We start from the raw sequence: 22,725 nt of genomic DNA on the forward strand, positions 1-22,725 counted from the left end.
AATGTTAGAATACGTTTTTATTGCTTTTATAGCAATCTTTTGTATTCAATTTTTATATTATATTTTTATTTTTGGATCCTTTGCATTTTCCAAAAAAAAATTGGTAACTACTACTTTTAATCAACCAGTTTCTGTACTAATTTGTGCAAAGAATGAAGCTAAAAATTTAAAAGAAAATCTTCCTTTTTTTATCAATCAATCGTATGCTAATTTTGAGTTAGTTTTGATAAATGATTGTTCCAGAGATAAAACGTTAAAAATTATTGAAGACTTTCAAAAAGAATACCCTAACAAAATTAAAATTGTTGATGTAAAAGAGAATGAACAATTTTGGGGAAGTAAAAAATATGCCTTAACCTTAGGAATTAAAGCCGCTTCGCACGAATACTTATTGTTTTCTGATGCCGATTGCAAACCTGTTTCTGAACATTGGATTTCTGAAATGACCCAACACTTTTCAGATAAAAGTATTATTCTAGGATACGGAGCTTACGAAAAAATCAAAAAATCTTTTTTAAACAAATTAATTCGATTTGAAACACTTTTAACCGCCATCCAATATTTTTCATATGCAAAAATTGGAAAACCATATATGGGAGTTGGTAGAAATTTAGCCTATACAAAATCACTTTTTTTTAGTGTCAATGGTTTTGCCGATCATATTAAAATTAAATCGGGGGACGATGATTTATTTGTTAATCAAGTGGCAACAAAAAGTAATACCAGTAATTGTTTTACGTTTAATAGTTTTACTGTTTCAAAACCCAAAACAACCTTTAAAAGCTGGATACTTCAAAAAAGAAGACATGTATCTACCGCTTCTAATTACAAAGCATCACACAAGTTTTTATTAGGTTTATTTTTCACTTCACAAATTTTATTTTGGATACTCAGTGTTGTTTTAGTAGCATTTTTATTTAATTGGGTTGTGGTAGCTGCCTTTATTTTTGTTCGTTTTTTAATTCAAAACTTAGTAATTGGGTTTTCTGCAAAAAAATTAAATGAAAACGACTTGGTTGTTTTAACTCCTTTGCTTGAAATATTTTTGATATTCGTACAATTGTTTATCTTTATAAAAAATACGATTTCAAAACCTCACCATTGGTAAATAAAAATATAGATATTGCCGACTTAGTAGAAAAAGCAAAACAAGACGATCAAAAGGCTTTTAACACTTTATTAAACACGTATTGGAGTGATGTGTACCGATTTCAGTTTTCAAAAACTGGACATGAGGACGAGGCTGAAGATATCACTATTAAAACTTTTTCAAAAGCTTTTGATAAAATTCATTTATACAATAACAACTACAATTTTAAAACGTGGTTAATTTCTATTTCAAAAAATATTTTTATTGATCATTTACGAAAAGAACGTACCAATACCGTTTCTATCAACAAAAAAGAATCTGAAGCTTATAAAATTTTTGACGAAACACCTTCTGCCGAAGATCAGCTTATAATAGATCAAAATTTAGCACAATTGCTACATTATTTAAAACAGCTAAAACCACATCATCAGGAAATAATTAACTTACGCTATTTTAGAGAAATGAGTTACAAAGAAATGGCTGAAAAATTGAATGAACCTATGAGCAACATTAAAGTTAAGTTGTTGCGCGCCAAAAAATTACTGGCTGAAATTATTCAAAATCCTTCTGACAATTGATTACAAAACGCACACATTGGCTTCATAAATTAGGACCTGGTTTATTGTTTGCAGGTGCTGCTATTGGTGTTTCACATTTAGTGCAATCTACCAGAGCCGGAGCAGATTTTGGTTTTGGATTAATCTGGGCTTTAGTATTAATTCATATTGTAAAGTATCCATTTTTTCAAATAGGACCAAGATATGCCACTGCCACCGGAGAAAGTTTGTTAGATGGTTATAAAAAATTAGGAAAAGGGGTGCTTATCTCCTATTTCATTTTGAATTTAGCTACTATGTTTACCATTCAGGCTGCGGTTACCATTGTTACTGCCGGGTTAGCTGCTAATTTATTTGGAATCACTACAAATCCCGTTATTTGGAGTATCATTATTACTTTTATTTGTTTCATTCTATTAGTGATTGGAAAATATAAGTTATTAGATAATTTAATGAAACTCATTATTGTAACTCTTACTATAAGCACTATCATTGCATTAATTGTAGCAAGTATAAAATCTGAAACCGCCATTAATTATACTCAAATTTTACCCAAAGGAACTATTGAAGTTGGATTTTTAATTGCTTTTTTAGGATGGATGCCTGCACCGCTAGATGTTTCTATTTGGCAATCGCTTTGGGCTATTGAAAAACAAAAAGATACCACTTGTGAATTTAATACCAAACAGGCTATTTTAGATTTTAATATTGGCTTTGTAGGAGCTTTAATAATAGGTGTTTTCTTTGTGGCCTTGGGAGCACTTGTTATGTACCACTCTAATGAAACCTTTAGTAATAGTGCCGTTGTTTTTTCGCAACAGTTAATAAACTTGTACACTAAAACTTTGGGAAATGACATGTATATTTTTATAGCTGCAGCAGCATTTACCACTATGTTTAGTACCACTATTACAACCTTAGATGCATCGCCACGGGCTATGACTAAAACAATGGAATTGCTTTCTAACAAAACTCTTAAAAATGCCTATTGGTTTTGGATTAGTTTTTTAGCCATAGGAACCATCGCTATTTTGTTATTTTTTATGAGCGAAATGGGTGTTTTAATTAAAATAGCAACCATCCTATCCTTTTTAACAGCACCGTTTTTTGCCATCATTAATTTTATTTTAATTTCCGGAAAAAACACACCGAAAGAATGGAGACCAACCCTGCAATTTAAAGTCTTAAGCTATGTTGGAATTGTTTTTTTATTTGGATTTAGCTTGTGGTATCTTTCAAGTTTATAAATTCTTTGTATTTTTGCAGTCAATTTTACTAAAATGACTAAAGAAACTATAGAATCTCCAAATACAATTCAAAAACCTAAATGGTTACGTGTAAAACTACCAGTTGGAAAAAAATATACTGAACTTAGAGGTGTTGTTGAAAAGTATAAATTAAATACTATTTGCACTAGCGGAAGTTGTCCTAATATGGGTGAATGCTGGACAGAAGGTACTGCAACATTTATGATTTTAGGAAATATTTGCACGCGTTCTTGTGGATTTTGCGGTGTAAAAACCGGTAGACCTGAAAATGTAGATTGGGAAGAGCCAGAGAAAGTAGCACGCTCTATTAAATTAATGAATATTAAACACGCCGTGATCACTTCCGTAGATAGAGATGATATTAAAGATGGTGGTTCTATTATTTGGGCAGAAACCATTAATGCTATCAGAAGAGCAAATCCAACAACTTCCTTAGAAACTTTAATTCCAGATTTTCAAGGGAATACTACCAATATTGATAGAATATTAGCGGTTGCTCCTGAAGTAATCTCACACAATTTAGAAACTGTAAGACGTTTAACACGCGAAGTACGTATACAAGCTAAATATGATAGAAGTTTAGAGGTATTAAAATATATGAAAGACCAAGGGCAACGCAGAACAAAATCTGGTATTATGCTTGGTTTAGGTGAAACGGAAGCTGAAGTTATTGAAACTATGCAAGATTTAGCCAATGCCAACGTTGATATTTTAACCATTGGTCAATATTTACAACCAAGTAAAAAACACTTACCAGTTAAAGAATTTATTACGCCTGAACAATTTGATAAATACAAAGAAATTGGTGAAAAAATGGGCTTTAAATACGTTGAAAGTGGCGCTTTAGTGCGTTCATCGTACAAAGCACAACGGCATTTGGTGTAAATACGGAACAAATACACGTATTGAAATGTTAAAATTTAATAAAACCTGAGAGAATTCTTGGGTTTTTTCTTTTAATTTTAAATTTTAGTCACATTTTTTTTAATAAACTTCACTGTTTTTCTTTAACATAGCTATATTTCTAAAAGCAATAATTAAAGATATTTAATGTATTCCGTTGCTAATACTTTATGTAGTTTCTCTTGATTTTAAGAGCCGTAGTAAATTTTGTGCTTTTTTTTAAAAGGCTGCAAATGTAGCATTTACTGGTTTTAAAAAAAATTAAAAAGCGACTATTTTTTTAATAATTTTAAGGCTTTCCAACAAAAAATGTTAATAAGTTAACTTGTAAAAAACAGCCTTAAATTTTATAATCCTTAAATTTACAGTATAAAAAAAAGTCTTTAGGCGGCAACCTTCAGACTTTTAAAATAGGTTCGCTAAAAGAAGCGATATTTTTTGTTTCAATTCAAAAGTACTACACTTCTTTTAAACCACCTAACATTTTTAATAATTTTAATTGTGCACGGCATTAAAAATCTGTGTACACAGAAAGGAGGAATTATGACATAGCCGTATGTACATAAAACTACCGAAACCGTGGTAGTTTTACTTTTAAAAAGAAGGTTTAATAAAAAACGTACGAACAGTAGGCGGTACATAAACCGCAAATAATATTAAAAATTAAAACCAATTACAGCATGATAAAATATGCACTGAAACAAAAGGTGAATCCCAGAGATTTAGCCCAAGACAAAAAATATTATCCAATTAAGCAATCGCAAGAAGAATTAACCTTGCGAGATTTTGGTAAACGCATTAGCAGAGAAAGTACGGTAAGTATGATGGATACTATGGCCGTATTAGAAGGGTTATTGCAAATAATACCAGATGAAATTATTAATGGAAAAATAATAAAATTGGGAGACTTTGGCACTTTTAGAACCACCCTGTCGGCAGAGGGTGTAGCCTCAGAAGAAGAATTTTCTACTTCTAAAATTAAAACCTTAAATGTGCGGTTTAGACCGGCACATGAATTTAAGGTGCAATTAGCAGCTGCTAAATATGAAAAAATTGTATAAGCAGTTAAAATAGGTTTCAAAAAAAGAAGGTTTAAAACACCTTCTTTTTTTTTGTTGAAAAACTCCCTTTTTTAAACCCCGCAAAATGAAAATAAGCACAAGTGCTTTTATTAAAAGAACAAAAGCTTTTTAAATAAGTACAAGTACTTTTACAAAAAGTACAAAAGCTTTCTAAAAAAGCACCCGTACTTATTTTTGAAACTATGTTATCTATTATTCCTTTTTACTTTTTTCCCCAGCACAAAAAAAATGGACTATATTCTTCTTTTTAAGTGAAAAAAATTAAGCCGTACAGCTCATTTCAAAGGATTTATCAGGCTTTTTTGGTCATTTTTTACCATTAAAACTATCAATTTTCATTGTTTTTGGTTAAATTTATACTGAAAAAGAATATTTAAAGCCAGTTGCTATGCTTAAAAGAACCTTATTTTTTGGCAATAAAGCCTCATTAACTACCACATTTGAACAACTTGTTATAAAAACCGAAAGCAGAGAAACTACCATACCTATTGAAGATATTGGGTTTGTTGTACTGGAACATCCTGAAATTTATATTTCAATGACCACCTTAACAAAACTGTCTGACATGAATGTGGCTGTAATATTTTGCGATGCTAAACATATGCCTTGCAGTATGTTACTAAATTTAAACAATCATTATATTCAGCAAGAATTATTTAGCCAACAAATTAAAGCCTCAGAACCTTTAAAAAAACAGTTATGGCAACAAGTTGTTAAAACAAAAATTAATTACCAGGCAAATCATTTAAAAAAATGTGATAAACCTTTTGCTGTTCTAAACCATTTTGAAGGAAAAGTGTTGAGTGGAGACACCAGTAATATGGAAGGTGCTGCAGCTGCTTTTTATTGGAAAAACCTGTTTGATTTTAATTTTAAACGGGAACGTTTTGGCGAATACCCAAACCTATTTTTAAATTATGGCTATATTATTTTACGGGCTGCAGTAGCGCGTGCCATTGCAGGTAGTGGCTTATTAAATACCCTTGGCATACACCATCATAATAAATACAATGCATTTTGCTTGGCAGATGATATTATGGAACCCTACAGACCTTTAGTAGATGCAAAAGTTATGGAAATTATGACTCAATTTAAAGACCACGATTTAACCACCCCTATTAAAGCAGCATTACTTACAGTACTTACCCAAACTGTTTATTTTGAGGATTGTAAAAGCCCTTTAATGGTGGCCTTAACTAAAACCACCAATTCATTACAACAATGCTATACGGGGGCAAGCAGAAAATTAGTATACCCCAAATTATGGAACTAAACGTGTAGGCTTCCCCAAAATTGGGCCATTTAAAAATAGAGAACGAAAAAAGTTTTACTAATTTTAAATAAAAAAAGATGAAAAGCACACAATTTACCGAGCATCAAATTATTGCTATGTTAAAGCAGCACGAACAGGGCGTAAAAGCAGTAGATATTGCAAGATCCAATGGCATATCAGACAAGACCTTTTATCGCTATAAGAGCAAGTATGGAGGAATGGATGTTAAAGAATTAAAACGGATCAAGGAATTAGAGGCGGAAAATGCAAAGCTTAAAAGAATGTATACAGATTTAGCTTTGCTCAATGATGTGTTAAAAGATGTGATTGAAAAAAAGCTTTAATGCCTTCCGAAAAAAAGGAAGTTGTGACTTATTTAACTAGTCAATACAAAATAAGTGAACGTAAGGCATGTAAAGCAGTACAACTTCCTAGGAGTAGTTACCATTACAAACCCAATGATAAGCAAGATGATGTTTACATAGATTACCTAGCCGCTTTAGTTCAAAAGCATATGAGTATTGGTTTTTGGCAAAGTTATCATCGGACAAGAAAAGCAGGATTGGTTGTAAATCATAAAAAGCTTTATCGTATTTATACAGCAATGAAATTAAATATAAGAAAACGAACAAAGAAAAGATTGCCAGCAAGAGTAAAGCAACATCTTTTTCAACCCACTCAAATAAATGAAGTGTGGAGCATTGATTTTATGAGTGATTCGTTGTGGAACGGTAGAAGAATACGTTTATTAAATGTAATTGATGATTATAATAGAGAGGTGTTATTGATTGAAACGGATACTTCATTACCAACCCTTAGAGTCATAAGATGTTTAACCGAAATAGGTACCCATCGAGGCTTTCCAAAAATGATTCGGGTTGATAATGGGCCAGAGTTTATAAGTGTAAAACTTGATATATGGTGTAAAGAAAATGGAATACAACTCATTTTTATACAACCTGGAGAACCTACTCAAAACGCCTATATTGAAAGATTAAATGGCACCTTTAGACGTGATGTATTAAACGCTTATTTATTTAAAACCATACAAGAGGTAAAGGACATAAGTGAAGCTTGGGTGGATGATTATAACTACCATAGACCTCATCAATCCCTTAATAATAAAACACCAATGGAATACAAATTAAACAAATAAAATCTCTATTTTTGAATGGATTGAAAAAAAGGGAAGCTTACAAACGGATACAGAATTATGTGGTTATTTGTGTTTTTTGATTTGCCTACTGAAACTAAAAAGGACCGCAGAAACGCACAACAATTTAGAAAAAACTTGCTTAAAGATGGTTTTACTATGATGCAATTTTCCGTGTACACCAGACATTGTGCCAGCAGTGAAAGTGCAGATGTGCATGAAAAACGCATAAACATATTGTTACCACCATTGGGCAAAGTAAGTGTATTACGCATCACCGATAAACAATTTGGTAATATTTTAAATTTTTGGGGGAAGTTTGAAGTACCTAAAGAACCGCCTCCCACACAATTAGAATTGTTTTAAGTATTTTATTTTGCTATTTGGACAAAGGAGGGAATCGAAGATTCGACATAGTCAATCACATCAAAACTCTCCAGCCCTTATGCGATTTCTCTCTATCGTTCGAAATGACATAAATTACCCTTACTATCATTTCCAACAACTTAAAAAATCATAACTTCCTACTTAACTTTGTCATCCCGACAAAGGAGGGATCTCATTAAAACTTTCCAACCTTTATACGATTTCTCTCTATCGTTCGAAATGACAAAGAAAAAAACTTTTAGAAACCAAAAAATGCTCCAATTATAGCCAATAAGCATATAAAAGGAGCATTTTTTAGTACGATATTTCAATTCAATTCTTTGATTATTAGAAGCTAACAAGGCAACTAATATCGTTTTTTCTAATCTTTAATCAAACCACAACCAAACTTTTTACACGTACAGAAATTAACAAATATCGTTTTTTCTAATCTTTAATCAAACCACAACCCAATTGCACCAAAGAAAGTTAAAAGAAGAATATCGTTTTTTCTAATCTTTAATCAAACCACAACAATATGTGGTGTATCGGTTGCCGTAGTATCAATATCGTTTTTTCTAATCTTTAATCAAACCACAACAGTTCCATTAGCAAGAACTGTATTACCAGAATATCGTTTTTTCTAATCTTTAATCAAACCACAACACAGTAACAAAGATAACAACAATATTGTGAAATATCGTTTTTTCTAATCTTTAATCAAACCACAACAAGAAGGTAATGATGGTAGTAAGTGGTGATAATATCGTTTTTTCTAATCTTTAATCAAACCACAACCCTATATTAAATTTACTCATATTGAAGGAAAATATCGTTTTTTCTAATCTTTAATCAAACCACAACAACCTCTAAATAACAATAAATATGACTGTAAATATCGTTTTTTCTAATCTTTAATCAAACCACAACAATGCTTAGTTCTGTTTTATTTTATTTCTTAATATCGTTTTTTCTAATCTTTAATCAAACCACCATAAAATCTCGCTTCGCTCGATTTTGTTATTTTAATTAAAGTTTTATATGTCAAAGAACTATCCTATTTCTTGTCATTCCATCAATTAAGTAATCTCTCAGCACCGCTCATCCTTATGTGATTTCTCACTTTTGTTCGAAATGACAAAAATACACTTTTCATTCCGACAACGCAGGAATCGCATAAAAACTAACCATGCGTGATGTGATTTCTCACTTTTGTTCGAAATGACAAAATACGCTATTAACTTTCTCATAAAGGCGGCACAGCAGTAAACTGTTCATTTAAAAACTCGAATGTACTATTATTAGCCCTTATTAATTCCAATTTCTTTTCTCTTCGCCAACCTTTTAATTCTTTTTCTCTCGTTATTGCTTGTTGAATCCAAGTAAATTTTTCATAGTGTACTAAATACTGTAATTGGTATTTAACTGCAAATGTTTTTTTACCTATAATTATATTTTCAATATGCTGGGTTAATCTAACTTTTAAATTATTTGTTACTCCAATATAATAGGTTGAACGGTATTTGTTTGTTATAATATATACATAATACGTATGATAACCTTCGTTGAATTCTATCATTCATTTAATTATTTAATTGCTATAATGAGATTTCTCACTTTTGTTCAAAATTACAAAAACACACTTGTCATTCCGACAACGGAGGAATCGCATCAAAACTAACCATACGTGATGTGATTTCTCACCTTTGTTCGAAATGACAGTTTTAGCTTATTTTTTCAATTTTACCAGCTACTGAAACTTTAACTTTTATTGGGTTGTGCGTTTCCCATCCTGTTTTACCTTTTCCAAAACCTTGTATTCTTTTAAAAACATTTAAATTAGTGTCTTTAATCTGTGTTGCATCGGAACTTAATCTAAACTCGTAAAACATTAAAGATAACGTTTGAACTCTATACAAATGCTCCTTTAAAAACGTTGTATTCGGATTCTCCCAATCTATGTCATCCTCCTTAACACCTAATAAAAACATATCATTTATTTGCATGGTTGCTATAATTTCTTTCCCATTTGGTGGTAATTGAATTACTGGATACCCATTTCTTTTTCGTTCTACTGCAGTCCAAAAAGTAACAATTTCTTCTTTTAAATTAGCCTCAGTATCTTTATATATTAATACATGATGATTGTTTCTTGGGTTTACCCATTGGTTTTTGTTTTCCTTTAATTGTTCAGCGCCTCCTATATTTTCCTTCATCCGTACCTTTAATACTGGTACTGAATTTCCATTTTTATTTGGTAAAACTATTTGTGGTATTTTGTTTCCTTCAGTATCAATACTAAAAAAAGTGCCATCAGGTATCTTTCCTTTACTAAAACCGCCAAGTGCTTGAATGCGTTTAAAAATAAGATTTTTAATACCTTGGTCTACCACTTTTTCTAACTGTTTTTCAGTAGTAATAGTATCAATTGGTTTTCTAACGTGGAATGCTTCTTCAGCAAAAGGCGCTTTTCTTTTGCCATATACAGTTTCTTTATGCAACTGCCCTCTTGCGGCAACACCTGTATTTTTATACATCCCACTATCTTTTTTAGTGGTATGCTTTCTTACTGTTATTAAACTACTGTTTTTTCTATGAGAAACTAAAATACTGTGTACTGCTTTTTCAGCATCACTATTAAATCCTTCCCAAGGCATTGGAAAACTTTTTAGGTCGTAATTACGGTTATATCTATTCCATTTAGATAATTCTTGTAAGTAACTAACCTTACTAGTTGCCATTACTAAGGCATCAATAGCATGATGTCTATGGTCTTCTCTTGTTTTTTCTCCATCTTCTTCATTTAAAATATAATTCAGTCCCCATTTTTGACGTAAATTAGCCGTCATTTGCCCAGGTGCAACTGTCACCTTTTTACATATTTGTGCTAAATAATTTTTTGCTTCTTTGCTAATATATCGGGTATCATTTAATTGTCGTGCTATAAACTCCTCATCAAATTTTTGTTGTACAAATCGTTTAAATTTTTGATATGCTTTTGGATATTCTTTAGTGTCTGAAAATAATTTTAAAGCTCTTTCTTTAATAAGTACCCAATTAGCTTCATTATTTCCATAAAAATCAAAGGGAGTTTTGTTTCCTTTCAATCTATTTTCATCTGCATAACACAATGTTTTATTAGAAAAACTATCATTTAACGATCTGCTCCAAGGATGAATATGTTCAATTTGAATTTCACCAGTAAATAATTTGTGTACTGGTATAATGGCTCCTGTGTATGGGCAAGTATTTTTACACTCTTCCCATAATTTATATTTTAATAAACTTTCATGGGTTACTCTTTGACCGGCCTCTTCTATTTTTGCTTTTACTCTATCATTTTCTCTTTCCAATCTTTTTTGCTCGCTTCTAATGGTGTTCCGTTGACCTTTAGATACTTTTAAATCACGCGCCATCTCCACTTTTATTTCATCAAATTTACCGTGAGTATCAATTAATTCATTCACCAATTTTCTCAATTCAAACAAGGCTGTTATAACAATAGGATTTTTTATTGCTTGTATTTTTTTATCAGCCTCTATACCATTTGGCAATGTTTTTGTAAGATCCTCACTTTCAATAGTTGCCGAATGATGGTATAATTTTTTTAATTGCTTTTCAGTAAAATTGAATTCTTTTGAAAGCACTTCCTTTATGGTTTCAATAAAGCCACCCTTTATTTTTGTTCTAACAATTTCTGGAATATTATCAATTATAAAATCTTTATCCTCTATACTTAATTGCTCCCACTTTGTTCCGAAAACATTTTTAATTCCGCCTAAAACAACAGCAATATCATATACAAATCCCATTTTTAAAAATGGTAAAATATTTAATATTGCCTTTCTACTTAAATTTGAATACCCTTCTTTTAAATTAAAACTGGAAATTGCCGATGCTTGTTCTTCTGTAAAATCCCAATTATTTAATGCATATTCTTTTAGCTTATCTTTATTATCAAAAAAATATAATACGTGCCAAATATCTTCTTGTTGCTTTTCTGTAAACTCAAACCAATGCGAACCAAAATATTTTTTTGATGCTAAACTTGAAATGGTATGTGTTCCTACAATTTTATCATCATCCTTATAATTAAATTTATACCTAGCATCTAATTTGCTTATAGCCTTTCTTAATTCTTTAAATGATGGTTTTTCTTTACGCAACAAAACTTCAATCATTCTTTCTCTTTCATCCTGCTCAATTCTTTTGCCATTGCAATCAACTGTATTTACCCATTGATATATGCGAAAAAGTTCAAACGGTATGGCGCCAATGGAACATTTTGTTTTAGTTGGTTCAAAACTACAATTACCCACTAAATGTTTTTGTGAACGCAAAGGGCGTTGATGAAATAAAATACCATCCTTATCAAATCCATCAATTTTTCTTCCACCAAATATCGTCTTTAATTCAGTGTTTAATACTGCATGATATTTAGCTTGCTTTTCCCAAATTAATTCAAATTCATCAATATACATTTGTCTTGTTGTATATCTGTTTCTAATCCGACTTAAATTTTCTGTAAATGGTTCATTTTCCTTAGGTTGAATATTATAAAGATATGCTCCTAACGTTTTACCTTTAATGTTTTCCTGCGTTTCTTCAATTCCTATTTTCCCCTCTTTTGGCTTTCCTTTAAAAATTGCACCATCATCTTTACCTGCAGTTCTGCTATTACTCAAAAAACCACGTCTTTGAATTAAATGGTAAAATATTCTACCTAATTCTTGAAGTGAAATCTGTTGGGTTAATGCAGTATTCCTTAACTCATAAGGATTTAATGAGAACCATTGTTTTAATTGGCCTTCAGGAAATATCTTTTTAACTTTCCAATTTTTAAAATCTTGTTCCGTTAAAGGACACATATTATGGCTGGCAAGTTCTTTTAGCAACATTTTTTTTCGAAGTCTTCTTCTAAAAAATTGTCTTCTTACACCGCGTGCATTTGTTCTCGATGCATTTCTTGACATTTCCTTTCCTTCTCCATCTCCCAAATTTTCAACTCCCATTGGAAATATTCTACTTCCAATTCCTGAAATTTTATTTTGTGTATCGTCTACAACCGCCCAACCAATAGAGTTGGTTCCTAAATCTAATCCTAAAATTTTTGCCATTTTAATATTTTTTTCACAATTTTTTGTACGTTCCAACAGGAACAAATAAGTACTGCTTTTAGCACTACTAAATATAAGAACATAAATTTATTTAAAATTGAGGTTTCCCGTAAGATTAAATTAAAAAAAATACATACATTTGATATGTGAAAAAAATTATTCTAATCTTTAATCTTATCACAATAAGGCTATATGCCGTAGATGAAAATCTTTAGTCCTGCTTCGGTAGGACTTTTTTTGCCATAAAGTAGTGTTTTAACTTTTTGAAAAGAACTTGCCTTTTCCTTAAAAAAGTTTTGCTGTATTTAAACGTTTACGAGGTAAAAACGCATAAAAAAACCCATTTTATTTAAAAAATGGGTTTAAAAAGAACATTAATTCAAATGTAATTCAATATAGTTTTTGTTGGTTTTAATTATTCGCATTTGCTTCGAATAATTGATTAAATATTGAATTGTTTCAGCTCTAGGTTGCTTCTTCGTAGAAGACTTTAATGTGTAAAGTTTTATCATATAGTATTGGTTTATATACTGATAACGATAAACTTTTATATTTATTATGAGTTTACTAAAACAATTTGGTGCTTTTCTATAAGTTTTCTTAAATTAATTAAAGCATAGCGCATTCTTCCTAAAGCTGTGTTAATACTTACATCCGTATTTTCAGCAATTTCCTTAAAACTCATGTCTTTAAATAAACGCATTACTAATACTTCTTTTTGATCATCTGGAAGCTGCTCAATTAAACCTGTAACATCTTCTAAAATTTGATCTTTTATTAATTGCTTTTCAACATTTAAAACATCATCACTAATCACAGAAAAAATATCAAACTCATCGGTATTTTTAAAAATAGGGATTCTTTTTTTACGTCTAAAATGATCTATAATTAAATTATGCGAAATACGCATTACCCAAGGTAAAAATTTACCTTCTTCATTATAAGCACCTCTTTTTAAGGTGTTTATTACTTTAATAAATGTGTCTTGAAATATATCCTCAGCTAAGTCTCTGTCTAGGACTTTTGATAAAATAAAACTGAAAATTCGTTGTTTGTGGCGTATAATTAAAATCTCTAAAGATTTTTCATTGCCGTTAATATAATCGCATACTAAAACGCTATCACTTATAAGAGTACTTTCCATAGTTTAAATACATTTATGGGGTTAATATTATTGTATTTATATAAATTTATAAAAAGTAAAAGTGTTGTATAGGCGTTGTATATTTTTAATTACGTTGTAAATATGGCTTTTATTTTTATAAATAACAAATTATATGGCTAACTTTTTAAATTTTAACGTCATAAATTATTATTTAACTTTTTTATGGGCTACCTACTTAAAATAGTAGATACTGTAATTAATTCTATAAATTTGTACCTATTTTAGCAACGTTTACTTATTAAGAAAAAATGACTCAAAATATCTCTGAACTTAATCCTAAAGAAAATATACTTATAAAAGGTGCAAGTCTTCATAATTTAAAAAATATTGATGTTGCAATACCAAGAAATAAGCTAGTTGTAATTACTGGACTTTCTGGTTCTGGAAAATCTACTTTAGCTTTTGATACGCTTTTTGCTGAAGGGCAAAGAAGATATGTTGAAAGTTTATCGTCCTATGCGCGTCAGTTTTTAGGAAGGCTAAATAAACCAAAAGTAGATTATATTAAAGGAATTGCGCCAGCAATAGCCATTGAACAAAAAGTAAATTCAACAAATCCACGTTCAACAGTAGGCACTTCAACAGAAATTTATGATTATTTAAAACTATTATTCGCCAGAATTGGTAGTACCTACTCTCCTATTTCTAATACAGAAGTAAAAAAACATACGGTAACAGATGTTATTAATTTTCTAAAAAGTATTGCTTTAGACACTAAATTACTGTTATTAGCTCCGGTTCATATTCCTGAAGACAGAAATGTACTGCAAACCTTAAAAATATTAGCACAGCAAGGGTATTCCAGAATAAAATATAAAAATGATATTGTTAGAATTGAAGATATTACGGAAGAAATTGAACACAATTTTTTATTAGTAATTGATAGAATTATTGTAAAAAATGATGAAGATTTTTACAATCGTTTAGCCGATGCTGTTCAAACTGCTTTTTTTGAAGGAAAAGGCGAATGTATTATTGAAAATATTAAAACATCCGAACAAACACTTTTTAATAATAAATTTGAATTAGATGGTATTCAATTTTTAGAACCAAACACCCATTTATTTAGTTTTAATAATCCGTATGGTGCTTGCCCAAGTTGTGAAGGTTATGGCAATGTAATTGGTGTAGATGAAGATTTGGTTATTCCAAACACCTCTCTTTCAATTTTTGAAGATGCCATTTTACCTTGGAAATCTGATTCTTTTTCAGAATATAAAACCAATTTAATAAACAACGCCTATAAATTTAATATTCCCATTCATAAACCTTGGTTTGAATTATCCGATGAACAAAAACAATTAATTTGGAACGGAAATTCAGCTTTTAGTGGCTTGCAAAGTTTTTTTAAATTTTTAGAAGAGAACAGTTATAAAATTCAATACAGAGTGATGCTTTCTCGTTATAGAGGAAAAACAAAGTGTACAGAATGCAACGGAAAAAGGCTCCGAAAAGAAGCGAATAATGTGAAAATTAATAACAAAAATATTAGCGATTTAGTTGATTTACCAATTAATGAACTGATTGAATTCTTTAAAAACATACAGTTAAAAGAGTTTGAGCAAAAAATTGCGAAACGTTTGTTGCTAGAAATCAATAACCGATTACAATTTTTACACAACGTAGGCTTAAGCTATTTAACGTTAAACAGAACTTCTAATAGCTTATCTGGTGGTGAAAGTCAGCGTATTAACTTAGCCACTTCATTGGGTAGCAGTTTGGTGGGTTCAATGTATATTTTAGATGAACCAAGCATAGGCTTGCATCCAAAAGATACGGAACGATTGATTGAGGTGTTAAAAAATTTACGAGATTTAGGAAATACCGTAATTGTTGTTGAACACGATGAGGATATTATGAAAGCTGCCGATATGATTATTGATATTGGTCCTGAAGCTGGTACTTTTGGAGGCGAAATTGTTGCTGAAGGCACGTATGAAGAAATCTTAACATCCAATTCATTAACGGCTCAATATTTAAATAATACCCAACAAATTGAAGTTCCTGCAAGTCGCAGACCTATAAAATACTCCGTTGAAGTTATTGGAGCGCGTGAAAATAACTTAAAAAACATTAATGTAACCTTTCCTTTAAATAGCTTAACAGTAGTTACTGGAGTTTCTGGAAGCGGAAAAAGTACATTGGTAAGTAAAATATTATACCCTGCCATTCAAAAGAAAATTGGTGGCTATGGCGAAAAAGTTGGTCAGTTTAGTGAGCTTAAAGGCGCTATCAATACTATTGAACATATAGAGTTTATCAACCAAAATCCAATTGGTAGATCCAGTAGGTCAAACCCAGTTACGTATATAAAAGCGTATGATGATATTAGAACGTTATTTGCTTCAGAAAAACTTTCTAAAATTAGAAATTACCAACCAAAACATTTCTCTTTTAATGTGGAAGGCGGACGTTGTGAGGTTTGCAAAGGAGAAGGTGAAGTAACCATAGAAATGCAATTTATGGCCGATGTTCATTTAGAATGTGAAGCTTGCAAAGGAGAACGTTTTAAAAAGGAAATATTAGCTGTTAAATTTCAAGGAAAATCTATTAACGACATTTTAAATAGCACCATTGATGATGCTATTTCATTTTTTGCAATGCACAAAGAAACTAAAATTGTAAAAAAATTAAAACCATTACAAGATGTTGGTTTGGGATATGTTACGTTAGGACAATCTTCTTCTACACTTTCCGGTGGTGAAGCACAGCGTATTAAATTGGCTTCATTTTTAGTAAAAGGAAGTAGACAAAGTAAATCCCTTTTTATTTTTGATGAACCAACAACCGGACTTCATTTTCATGACATAAAAAAATTACTGAAATCTTTTAATGCTTTAATTAATAATGGACATTCAATAATTGTAATTGAACATAATATTGATTTAATAAAATGTGCAGATTATATTATTGATTTAGGTAAAGAAGGCGGTAAAAATGGTGGGCATTTACTATTTCAAGGAACTCCAGAAGAATTAGTGAAATGTAAAGATTCCTATACTGCGCCCTTTTTAGCTGAAAAATTAACCAATATTTAAAATAAAATTGAAAGAAATTAAAGTAAGTTTGCACCTGTGAAAATAGCCATTGTAATTCTTAACTGGAACGGTAAAACTTTGTTGGAAAAATTCCTGCCAAGTATTGTAAATTATAGCAGTCAAAAAAATGTTGAGATTTATGTTGCTGACAATGCTTCTACAGATGCTTCTGTACATTTTATAAAAGAACATTTTCCAACGGTTAAAATTGTCCAAAATGCTACTAATGGAGGTTTTGCAAAAGGTTATAATGAAGCGTTAACACATATTAATGCAGATATTTATGGACTTGTAAATTCTGATATTGAAGTAACTGAAAATTGGTTACAACCAATTATGGCAACCTTTGAAAACCAACCAAATACTGCTATTATTCAGCCAAAAATATTAGACTATAAAAACAAAACTTCTTTTGAATATGCTGGAGCAGCTGGTGGATTTATTGATAAATTTGGATATCCTTTTTGCAGAGGACGCATTTTTGGGGAATTAGAGAAAGATAACGCACAATTTAACGATGAAGTTGACATATTTTGGGCGTCAGGTGCTTGCTTTTTTATTAAATCGGAAGTATTTAATACGTTACATGGTTTTGATGAAGATTACTTTGCGCACCAAGAAGAAATTGATTTATGTTGGCGAGCTCAAAATTTAGGAAAAACTATAAAATATGTTGGCGCATCAACAGTATATCACGTAGGTGGTGCAACTTTAAAAGAAGAAAGTCCGAGAAAATCTTTTTTAAACTTTAGAAACAGCTTATTTTCATTGGTTAAAAACTTACCTAAACGTAAATTATTACCCATACTATTTGTTAGAATGGTATTAGATGGTGTTGCTGGAATTAAATTTTTGATGGAACTTCGCCCAGTGCATACCTTAGCTATTTTAAGAGCGCACATAAGTTTTTATTATTACTTCCCTAAAATGTTTAAGAAGCGTAAATTAAGTATACAAAATAACACCTATTTTTTAGTAGACAGTATTGTTTGGCAACACTTTATAAAAAAAGTAAGCACTTTTAAAGCGCTAAAAAATTATTAAAAATCTTCAGTACTTCCTTTCCCTTCGCGTAAAATTGTAATTTCTCCGTCAGATAAATCTACAACCGTAGATGGTATATTACCTCCATAACCACCATCAATTACAATATCTACTAAATTGCCCCATTTCTCATAAATTAACTCAGGATCTGTTGTATATTCAATTAAATCATCTTCATCATAAATAGATGTTGAAACAATTGGGTTTCCAAGTTTTTTAACAATATCTCTTACAATATTGTTATTGGGTATTCTTATACCAACGGTATTTTTGTTTTTAAAAGTCTTTGGTAAGTTTGTATTCCCTGGTAAAACAAATGTGTAAGGACCCGGTAAATATCGTTTTAATATTTTATAGGTGGGCGTATCAATTTGTTTTACATAGTCAGATAGGTTACTTAAATCATAACAAATAAATGAAAAGTTTGCTTTATTTAGCTTTACGCCCTTAATTTGAGCTACTCTTTCCATGGCTTTATTATTGGTAATATCACAACCAATTCCATATACGGTATCTGTAGGATAAATAATTAAACCACCTTGTCTTAGTACTTTAACTACTTTATCAACTTCCTTTTCATTCGGGTTTTCTTCAAATATTTTTATAAACTGAGCCATCGTAAATTATTATGAATAACAAATGTAGTTTATTTTATAACAAAAAAAAACCTGCAATAAGCAGGTTCATTTTGTTATTTTTCTAAAAGTCTAAATCCTTCTCCGTGGATATTTAAAATCTCAACATTTTCATCGGCTTTTAAATATTTTCTAAGTTTGGCAATGTATACATCCATACTTCTAGAGGTAAAATAATTATCATCTCTCCAAATTTTTGTAAGCGCTAATTCTCTCGGCATTAAATCGTTTTTATGTGTCGCTAACATTTTTAACAACTTACTTTCTTTTGGTGATAGTTTTTGATTTTCACCACCATCATATGATAAGTGACGTAATTTTGAATTAAACTCAAATTTACCAATTTTAAATTCAAAAGATTCATCTTCCACACTTTGTTCTGTTTCTTTACGTTGTAAAATTGCTTTAATTTTATACAACAATACTTCAGAATCAAAAGGTTTATTTAAATAATCATCTGCTCCAACTTGGTATCCTTTCAACACATCTTCTTTCATTGTTTTTGCAGTTAAAAAGATAATTGGAATTTCAGAATTTGTAGCTCTTACATCTTTTGCTAATGAAAAACCATCTTTTCTCGGCATCATTACATCAAAAATACATAAGTCAAAATCGTCATTTTTAAACATAATTAACCCTTCTAAACCATCTTTAGCTAAGGTTACATTATAATCATTTAATGATAAATAATCTTTTAAGACTGTTCCAAAGTTTGGATCGTCTTCTACCAACAAAATTCTATTGTTTTCCATAATTACTATTTTTTAAATTAAAGGTAATTTTATGGTAAAAGTGCTTCCTTCGCCTTTTTCACTTTCAACATAAACGTCTCCTTGATGAATTTCTATTATTTTTTTAACGTATGCAAGTCCCAATCCGTGACCTTTTACGTTATGAATATTTCCTCTTTCTTCTCTATAAAACTTTTTAAAGATATTTTTTTGTACACTTTTGGTCATTCCAATTCCGTGGTCAGACACTTTAATAATAATGTTTTTTGATGTATTATCTGTAGATAATTCAACTTTTGGAGCTCCTTCAGAATATTTTATAGCATTGTCTAAAACATTTACAAACACATTAGTTAAATGAAAATGATTTCCTAATATCTCATTTCTTTTAGCGTTAAAATTTGTTCTAATATATCCTCCTTTATCATTTATAATTAAATCTACGTGTGTTATTGCTTCCTCAATTATTTCTTTTAAATCAATTTTTTCTTTAGGAACATCTAACTGATTTTTTTCTAATTTAGAAATTCGTAATACATTTTCTACTTGCCCGTGCATTCTTTTATTTTCATCACGGATCATTTGAACATAACGCAACACTTTTTCTTTATCATCAATAATTTTAGGGTTCTTTATGGCATCTAATGCTAAATTTATGGTTGCAATAGGTGTTTTAAACTCATGCGTCATATTATTAATGAAATCTGTTTTAATTTCAGAAATTTGTTTTTGCTTTATTAATTGGTACAAGGCTGTTACAAACGCCAAAATTATTATAAATATAAAGAAAACTGAGAGAACTAGTATTTTTGAAATAGAAGAAAGTATAAAATTCTTTTTTTCAGGGAAGGTTACAAATAATTGAAAATTACTGTTTCCTTCTGAATCTGTAAACATAGGAACCATATAACTCTTACCTGTTTCTTTTCTAAAATAGCCAGATTTAACTTGTGTTGCCAAGCCATTACTATAAATTCCATACTTAAAATTTGTAGTAATTCCTTTGCTTTGTAATTCTCTATCTAACCGTATTGAAAGCTCTTTATTACTAATTCTTTTATGAATAGGTAATTTTGTTCTTGAAATATCAAAAACACGTTCAAGTTGCGATTTTTCAGCGCCTTCAAACCTTCCAATTTTAACGTAACGTTCTTCGGGTGGATTAATATCACTTCCTTTATTATCTAAAGATTGATCTTTTACAATTACAATTTCTTCTTTTCTAAAAATTTCTTTAAAATCTATAGAATCATTTTCAAAGAACTCAGTTGGTACTTTATAATTTTCTTCAATTATACTTTGAGAATAGGTATAACGTTCATTGTTAGTAGTATCAATTTTTTCATAAATGTATTTGCGTACATCCGAATATTTTAATTTACTACCTTCATCTCTAAATCGTTCTACAATATCTAGATAAAAATCATTAAATTCCTTTTCTTTTATATCTTCAGATACTTTTGCCAATGCAAATCGCACATTGGAAGTAAATTGTTCTTCTGTAATTTGAATGGTATTTTTAATCCAAAAAACTTGAACTGATATAATACCTATTAATGCAACACTCATTAATACAATAATAAGTACAAAAATTCTCTTCCCCATTCTACAAAATTAAACTTTTATCAGCAAATCTATGTTTTATTAACTTTCGTTAACTAAATATATAATTTTTTAACAAATTCTTATGACATTTGATATTATTTTTTCAACTCCTGTAACAAACTAAAAATAGTTTTTACTTGTGCTTTTGTACTATTTAAATTATTGTTATCAATTACAAAATTGGCTTTCAATACTTTATAATCATCATTTAATTGATGTTGCATTCTATTTAAAATATCTTGCTTTGTAACTCCATCTCTTTTTATAACACGCTTAATACGTTCATTAACCTCAGCCGTAACAGTAATTATATAATCGCATAATTTATCGCTACCGCTTTCAAATAAAATGGCCGCTTCATAAATTATAAGATCTAAATTATGTATTTCCTTAAATTTCAAAAAATGATGACGAACCATAGGATGTACCAAAGCATTTAATTCGGCAAGTTTTTCCGCATTATTAAACACTTTTGAAGCTATGTATTTTTTATTTAATTGCTGATTGACGTAAGCTTCTTTACCAAATAAGTTAGTGATTTCAATAATTAACTCTGGGCTATTGTTCATGAGTTTTTTAGCTTCTAAATCGGCTATAAATACTTTTGCTCCTAATTTTTCAAACAACTGTAAAACTGTTGTTTTTCCGCTGCCTATTCCTCCTGTTAAACCAACTATCATTATTTTTGAATTAAAAATTCTATTTGACTTGGATTGATTTTTAATGTAGAAATCAAATCGCTTTTTTGCTCAATTACTGGAGACAGATATTGCACTAAAGTATCATTTTTATATTGCATATAATCAAACACTACAGAAAAACTACTTTTACTAATTTTATTAAAGTTAGACAATCCTGCTTGGAAAACAACTTCAATTTCTTTTGGAAAAGGTGTTATTTTTATGTCTTTTGGAATATTAATAACATTTACCGGTACTAAAAATCTTCCCTCGGTAAATTTATCAACTTCGCCTGTTATTGTAACTGTATTTATTGGCACGGTCACGTTTTTCCATTTTGGTGCCTTTAATTGCAACTGAACATCTATATTTTCATATATTTCATTTAATACTAAGCTATTTGTAATAATTTCAGAAATGCTATCTAAACTTCTTTTAGAACCTGAAATAATTATGGAGTCTGGCTTAATTTTTAGTGCTTCAATAAAATTATATCCTAATTTAAAATTGACTTTTAACTTTGGGCTTATAGGAACTTTTTTAGAAATATTAGTGCCAAGATTTACAAAAATTGTATCGTTTAAGAAATGAATAATTTTTGAACTCTTTTCTAGCTTTTGTTTTAATTGCGTTATTTGATTGTTTGGTAGTAAATAATACTTTGATCCTTTATGTTTACTTTCAATTAAACTTAAGGTTATTTTTGGTTGCTTAATTTTATATTTTATTAAGTTAAATCCTGTGGCTTGCACCAAAACCTCCATTTCATTTAAAGGTTTATTTAACAATAACTTATTTGGAGGTAAATTTATATAAGCAATTTTTATTTTTGTAGTTGCCGTATATGATTTTGACAAGGCTACTATAAACCAAATTACGGCTGTTAAAAATAGGAAAAACAGAAATATTCTAATTTTTCTATTATATTTTAACGAAATTCCTGAAGCTTTGGTACGTGAATTCATTTTATTTTAAATACTAAATATACAAAAAAAGTGAGCTGTTGAGCTCACTTTTT

The 22,725-nt window shown here is 29.9% G+C and carries 18 protein-coding genes and 1 CRISPR repeat array; of the genes, 10 read left to right on the plus strand and 8 right to left on the minus strand.

Features of this window, described 5'->3' with window-relative positions:
- Position 1: 1 nt before the first annotated feature.
- The 8 genes from JEY78_RS07310 (at position 2) to cas2 (ending at position 7,692) form a co-directional block, all read left to right on the plus strand.
- The gene (locus JEY78_RS07310; protein ID WP_291848854.1) at positions 2–1,108 is read left to right on the plus strand and encodes a glycosyltransferase; all 1,107 of its coding nucleotides are present in this window, start codon (positions 2–4) and stop codon (positions 1,106–1,108) included.
- A complete protein-coding gene (locus tag JEY78_RS07315) occupies positions 1,102–1,668 on the plus strand; it encodes an RNA polymerase sigma factor (protein ID WP_291848857.1) in 567 nt (188 codons plus the stop codon). The genes JEY78_RS07310 and JEY78_RS07315 overlap by 7 nt, the downstream gene beginning before the upstream one ends.
- Positions 1,665–2,894: an NRAMP family divalent metal transporter gene (locus JEY78_RS07320; RefSeq protein ID WP_291848860.1), complete on the plus strand. Its 1,230-nt coding sequence runs from the start codon at positions 1,665–1,667 to the stop codon at positions 2,892–2,894. The genes JEY78_RS07315 and JEY78_RS07320 overlap by 4 nt, the downstream gene beginning before the upstream one ends.
- Before the next feature lie 33 nt (positions 2,895–2,927).
- Positions 2,928–3,800, plus strand: a complete 873-nt coding sequence (lipA, locus tag JEY78_RS07325) for a lipoyl synthase (RefSeq protein WP_291848862.1) — start codon at positions 2,928–2,930, stop codon at positions 3,798–3,800.
- Positions 3,801–4,498: 698 nt separating this feature from the next.
- Entirely contained in the window at positions 4,499–4,879 is a 381-nt protein-coding gene (locus JEY78_RS07330) for an HU family DNA-binding protein (protein WP_291848865.1), read from the plus strand.
- Positions 4,880–5,288: 409 nt separating this feature from the next.
- A complete protein-coding gene (gene cas1, locus JEY78_RS07335) occupies positions 5,289–6,173 on the plus strand; it encodes a type II CRISPR-associated endonuclease Cas1 (RefSeq protein WP_291848869.1) in 885 nt (294 codons plus the stop codon).
- Positions 6,174–6,250: 77 nt separating this feature from the next.
- A protein-coding gene (locus JEY78_RS07340; protein ID WP_291848871.1) for an IS3 family transposase occupies positions 6,251–7,329 on the plus strand; the annotation gives its coding sequence in 2 pieces (ribosomal slippage) (positions 6,251–6,512 and positions 6,512–7,329; 1,080 coding nt in all).
- A gap of 57 nt (positions 7,330–7,386) precedes the next feature.
- Positions 7,387–7,692, plus strand: a complete 306-nt coding sequence (cas2, locus tag JEY78_RS07345; RefSeq protein ID WP_291848874.1) for a CRISPR-associated endonuclease Cas2 — start codon at positions 7,387–7,389, stop codon at positions 7,690–7,692.
- 369 nt (positions 7,693–8,061) lie between these two features.
- Positions 8,062–8,688: direct repeats of the CRISPR family, unit length 36 nt; unit sequence AATATCGTTTTTTCTAATCTTTAATCAAACCACAAC.
- A gap of 250 nt (positions 8,689–8,938) precedes the next feature.
- On the opposite strand, the gene JEY78_RS07350 is transcribed toward cas2, so the two are convergent.
- The 3 genes from JEY78_RS07350 to JEY78_RS07360 all read right to left on the minus strand — a co-directional run bounded on the left by JEY78_RS07350 (position 8,939) and on the right by JEY78_RS07360 (position 13,953).
- Positions 8,939–9,271: a GIY-YIG nuclease family protein gene (locus tag JEY78_RS07350; protein ID WP_291848877.1), complete on the minus strand. Its 333-nt coding sequence runs from the start codon at positions 9,269–9,271 to the stop codon at positions 8,939–8,941.
- Between the two features lie 145 nt (positions 9,272–9,416).
- The gene (cas9, locus tag JEY78_RS07355) at positions 9,417–12,809 is read right to left on the minus strand and encodes a type II CRISPR RNA-guided endonuclease Cas9 (protein WP_291848880.1); all 3,393 of its coding nucleotides are present in this window, start codon (positions 12,807–12,809) and stop codon (positions 9,417–9,419) included.
- 556 nt (positions 12,810–13,365) lie between these two features.
- Positions 13,366–13,953, minus strand: a complete 588-nt coding sequence (locus tag JEY78_RS07360) for a sigma-70 family RNA polymerase sigma factor (RefSeq protein ID WP_291848882.1) — start codon at positions 13,951–13,953, stop codon at positions 13,366–13,368.
- Positions 13,954–14,222: 269 nt separating this feature from the next.
- Here JEY78_RS07360 and uvrA point away from each other — a divergent pair, with 269 nt between their 5' ends.
- Positions 14,223–17,012 carry an excinuclease ABC subunit UvrA gene (uvrA, locus tag JEY78_RS07365; RefSeq protein WP_291848885.1) on the plus strand — a complete coding sequence of 930 codons (2,790 nt, stop codon included), beginning with the start codon at positions 14,223–14,225 and terminating at the stop codon, positions 17,010–17,012.
- Positions 17,013–17,048: 36 nt separating this feature from the next.
- The gene (locus tag JEY78_RS07370; RefSeq protein WP_291848889.1) at positions 17,049–18,056 is read left to right on the plus strand and encodes a glycosyltransferase family 2 protein; all 1,008 of its coding nucleotides are present in this window, start codon (positions 17,049–17,051) and stop codon (positions 18,054–18,056) included.
- Here the strand turns inward: JEY78_RS07370 and JEY78_RS07375 are convergent.
- The 5 genes from JEY78_RS07375 to JEY78_RS07395 all read right to left on the minus strand — a co-directional run bounded on the left by JEY78_RS07375 (position 18,053) and on the right by JEY78_RS07395 (position 22,672).
- Complete coding sequence (locus JEY78_RS07375) at positions 18,053–18,673, minus strand: L-threonylcarbamoyladenylate synthase (RefSeq protein ID WP_291848892.1); 621 nt, start codon at positions 18,671–18,673, stop codon at positions 18,053–18,055. The genes JEY78_RS07370 and JEY78_RS07375 overlap by 4 nt on opposite strands.
- Positions 18,674–18,747: 74 nt before the next feature.
- Positions 18,748–19,443: a response regulator transcription factor gene (locus JEY78_RS07380; RefSeq protein WP_291848896.1), complete on the minus strand. Its 696-nt coding sequence runs from the start codon at positions 19,441–19,443 to the stop codon at positions 18,748–18,750.
- A 12-nt stretch (positions 19,444–19,455) separates the two neighbouring features.
- Complete coding sequence (locus tag JEY78_RS07385) at positions 19,456–21,027, minus strand: HAMP domain-containing sensor histidine kinase (protein ID WP_291848899.1); 1,572 nt, start codon at positions 21,025–21,027, stop codon at positions 19,456–19,458.
- Between the two features lie 95 nt (positions 21,028–21,122).
- Positions 21,123–21,707 carry a dephospho-CoA kinase gene (gene coaE / locus JEY78_RS07390; RefSeq protein WP_291848904.1) on the minus strand — a complete coding sequence of 195 codons (585 nt, stop codon included), beginning with the start codon at positions 21,705–21,707 and terminating at the stop codon, positions 21,123–21,125.
- A complete protein-coding gene (locus JEY78_RS07395) occupies positions 21,707–22,672 on the minus strand; it encodes a YbbR-like domain-containing protein (RefSeq protein ID WP_291848907.1) in 966 nt (321 codons plus the stop codon). Before JEY78_RS07395 ends, coaE begins: the two co-directional genes overlap by 1 nt.
- Between the last annotated feature and the right edge of the window lie 53 nt (positions 22,673–22,725).

The organism is Lutibacter sp., assembly GCF_016342705.1.
GTDB lineage: Bacteria > Bacteroidota > Bacteroidia > Flavobacteriales > Flavobacteriaceae > Lutibacter.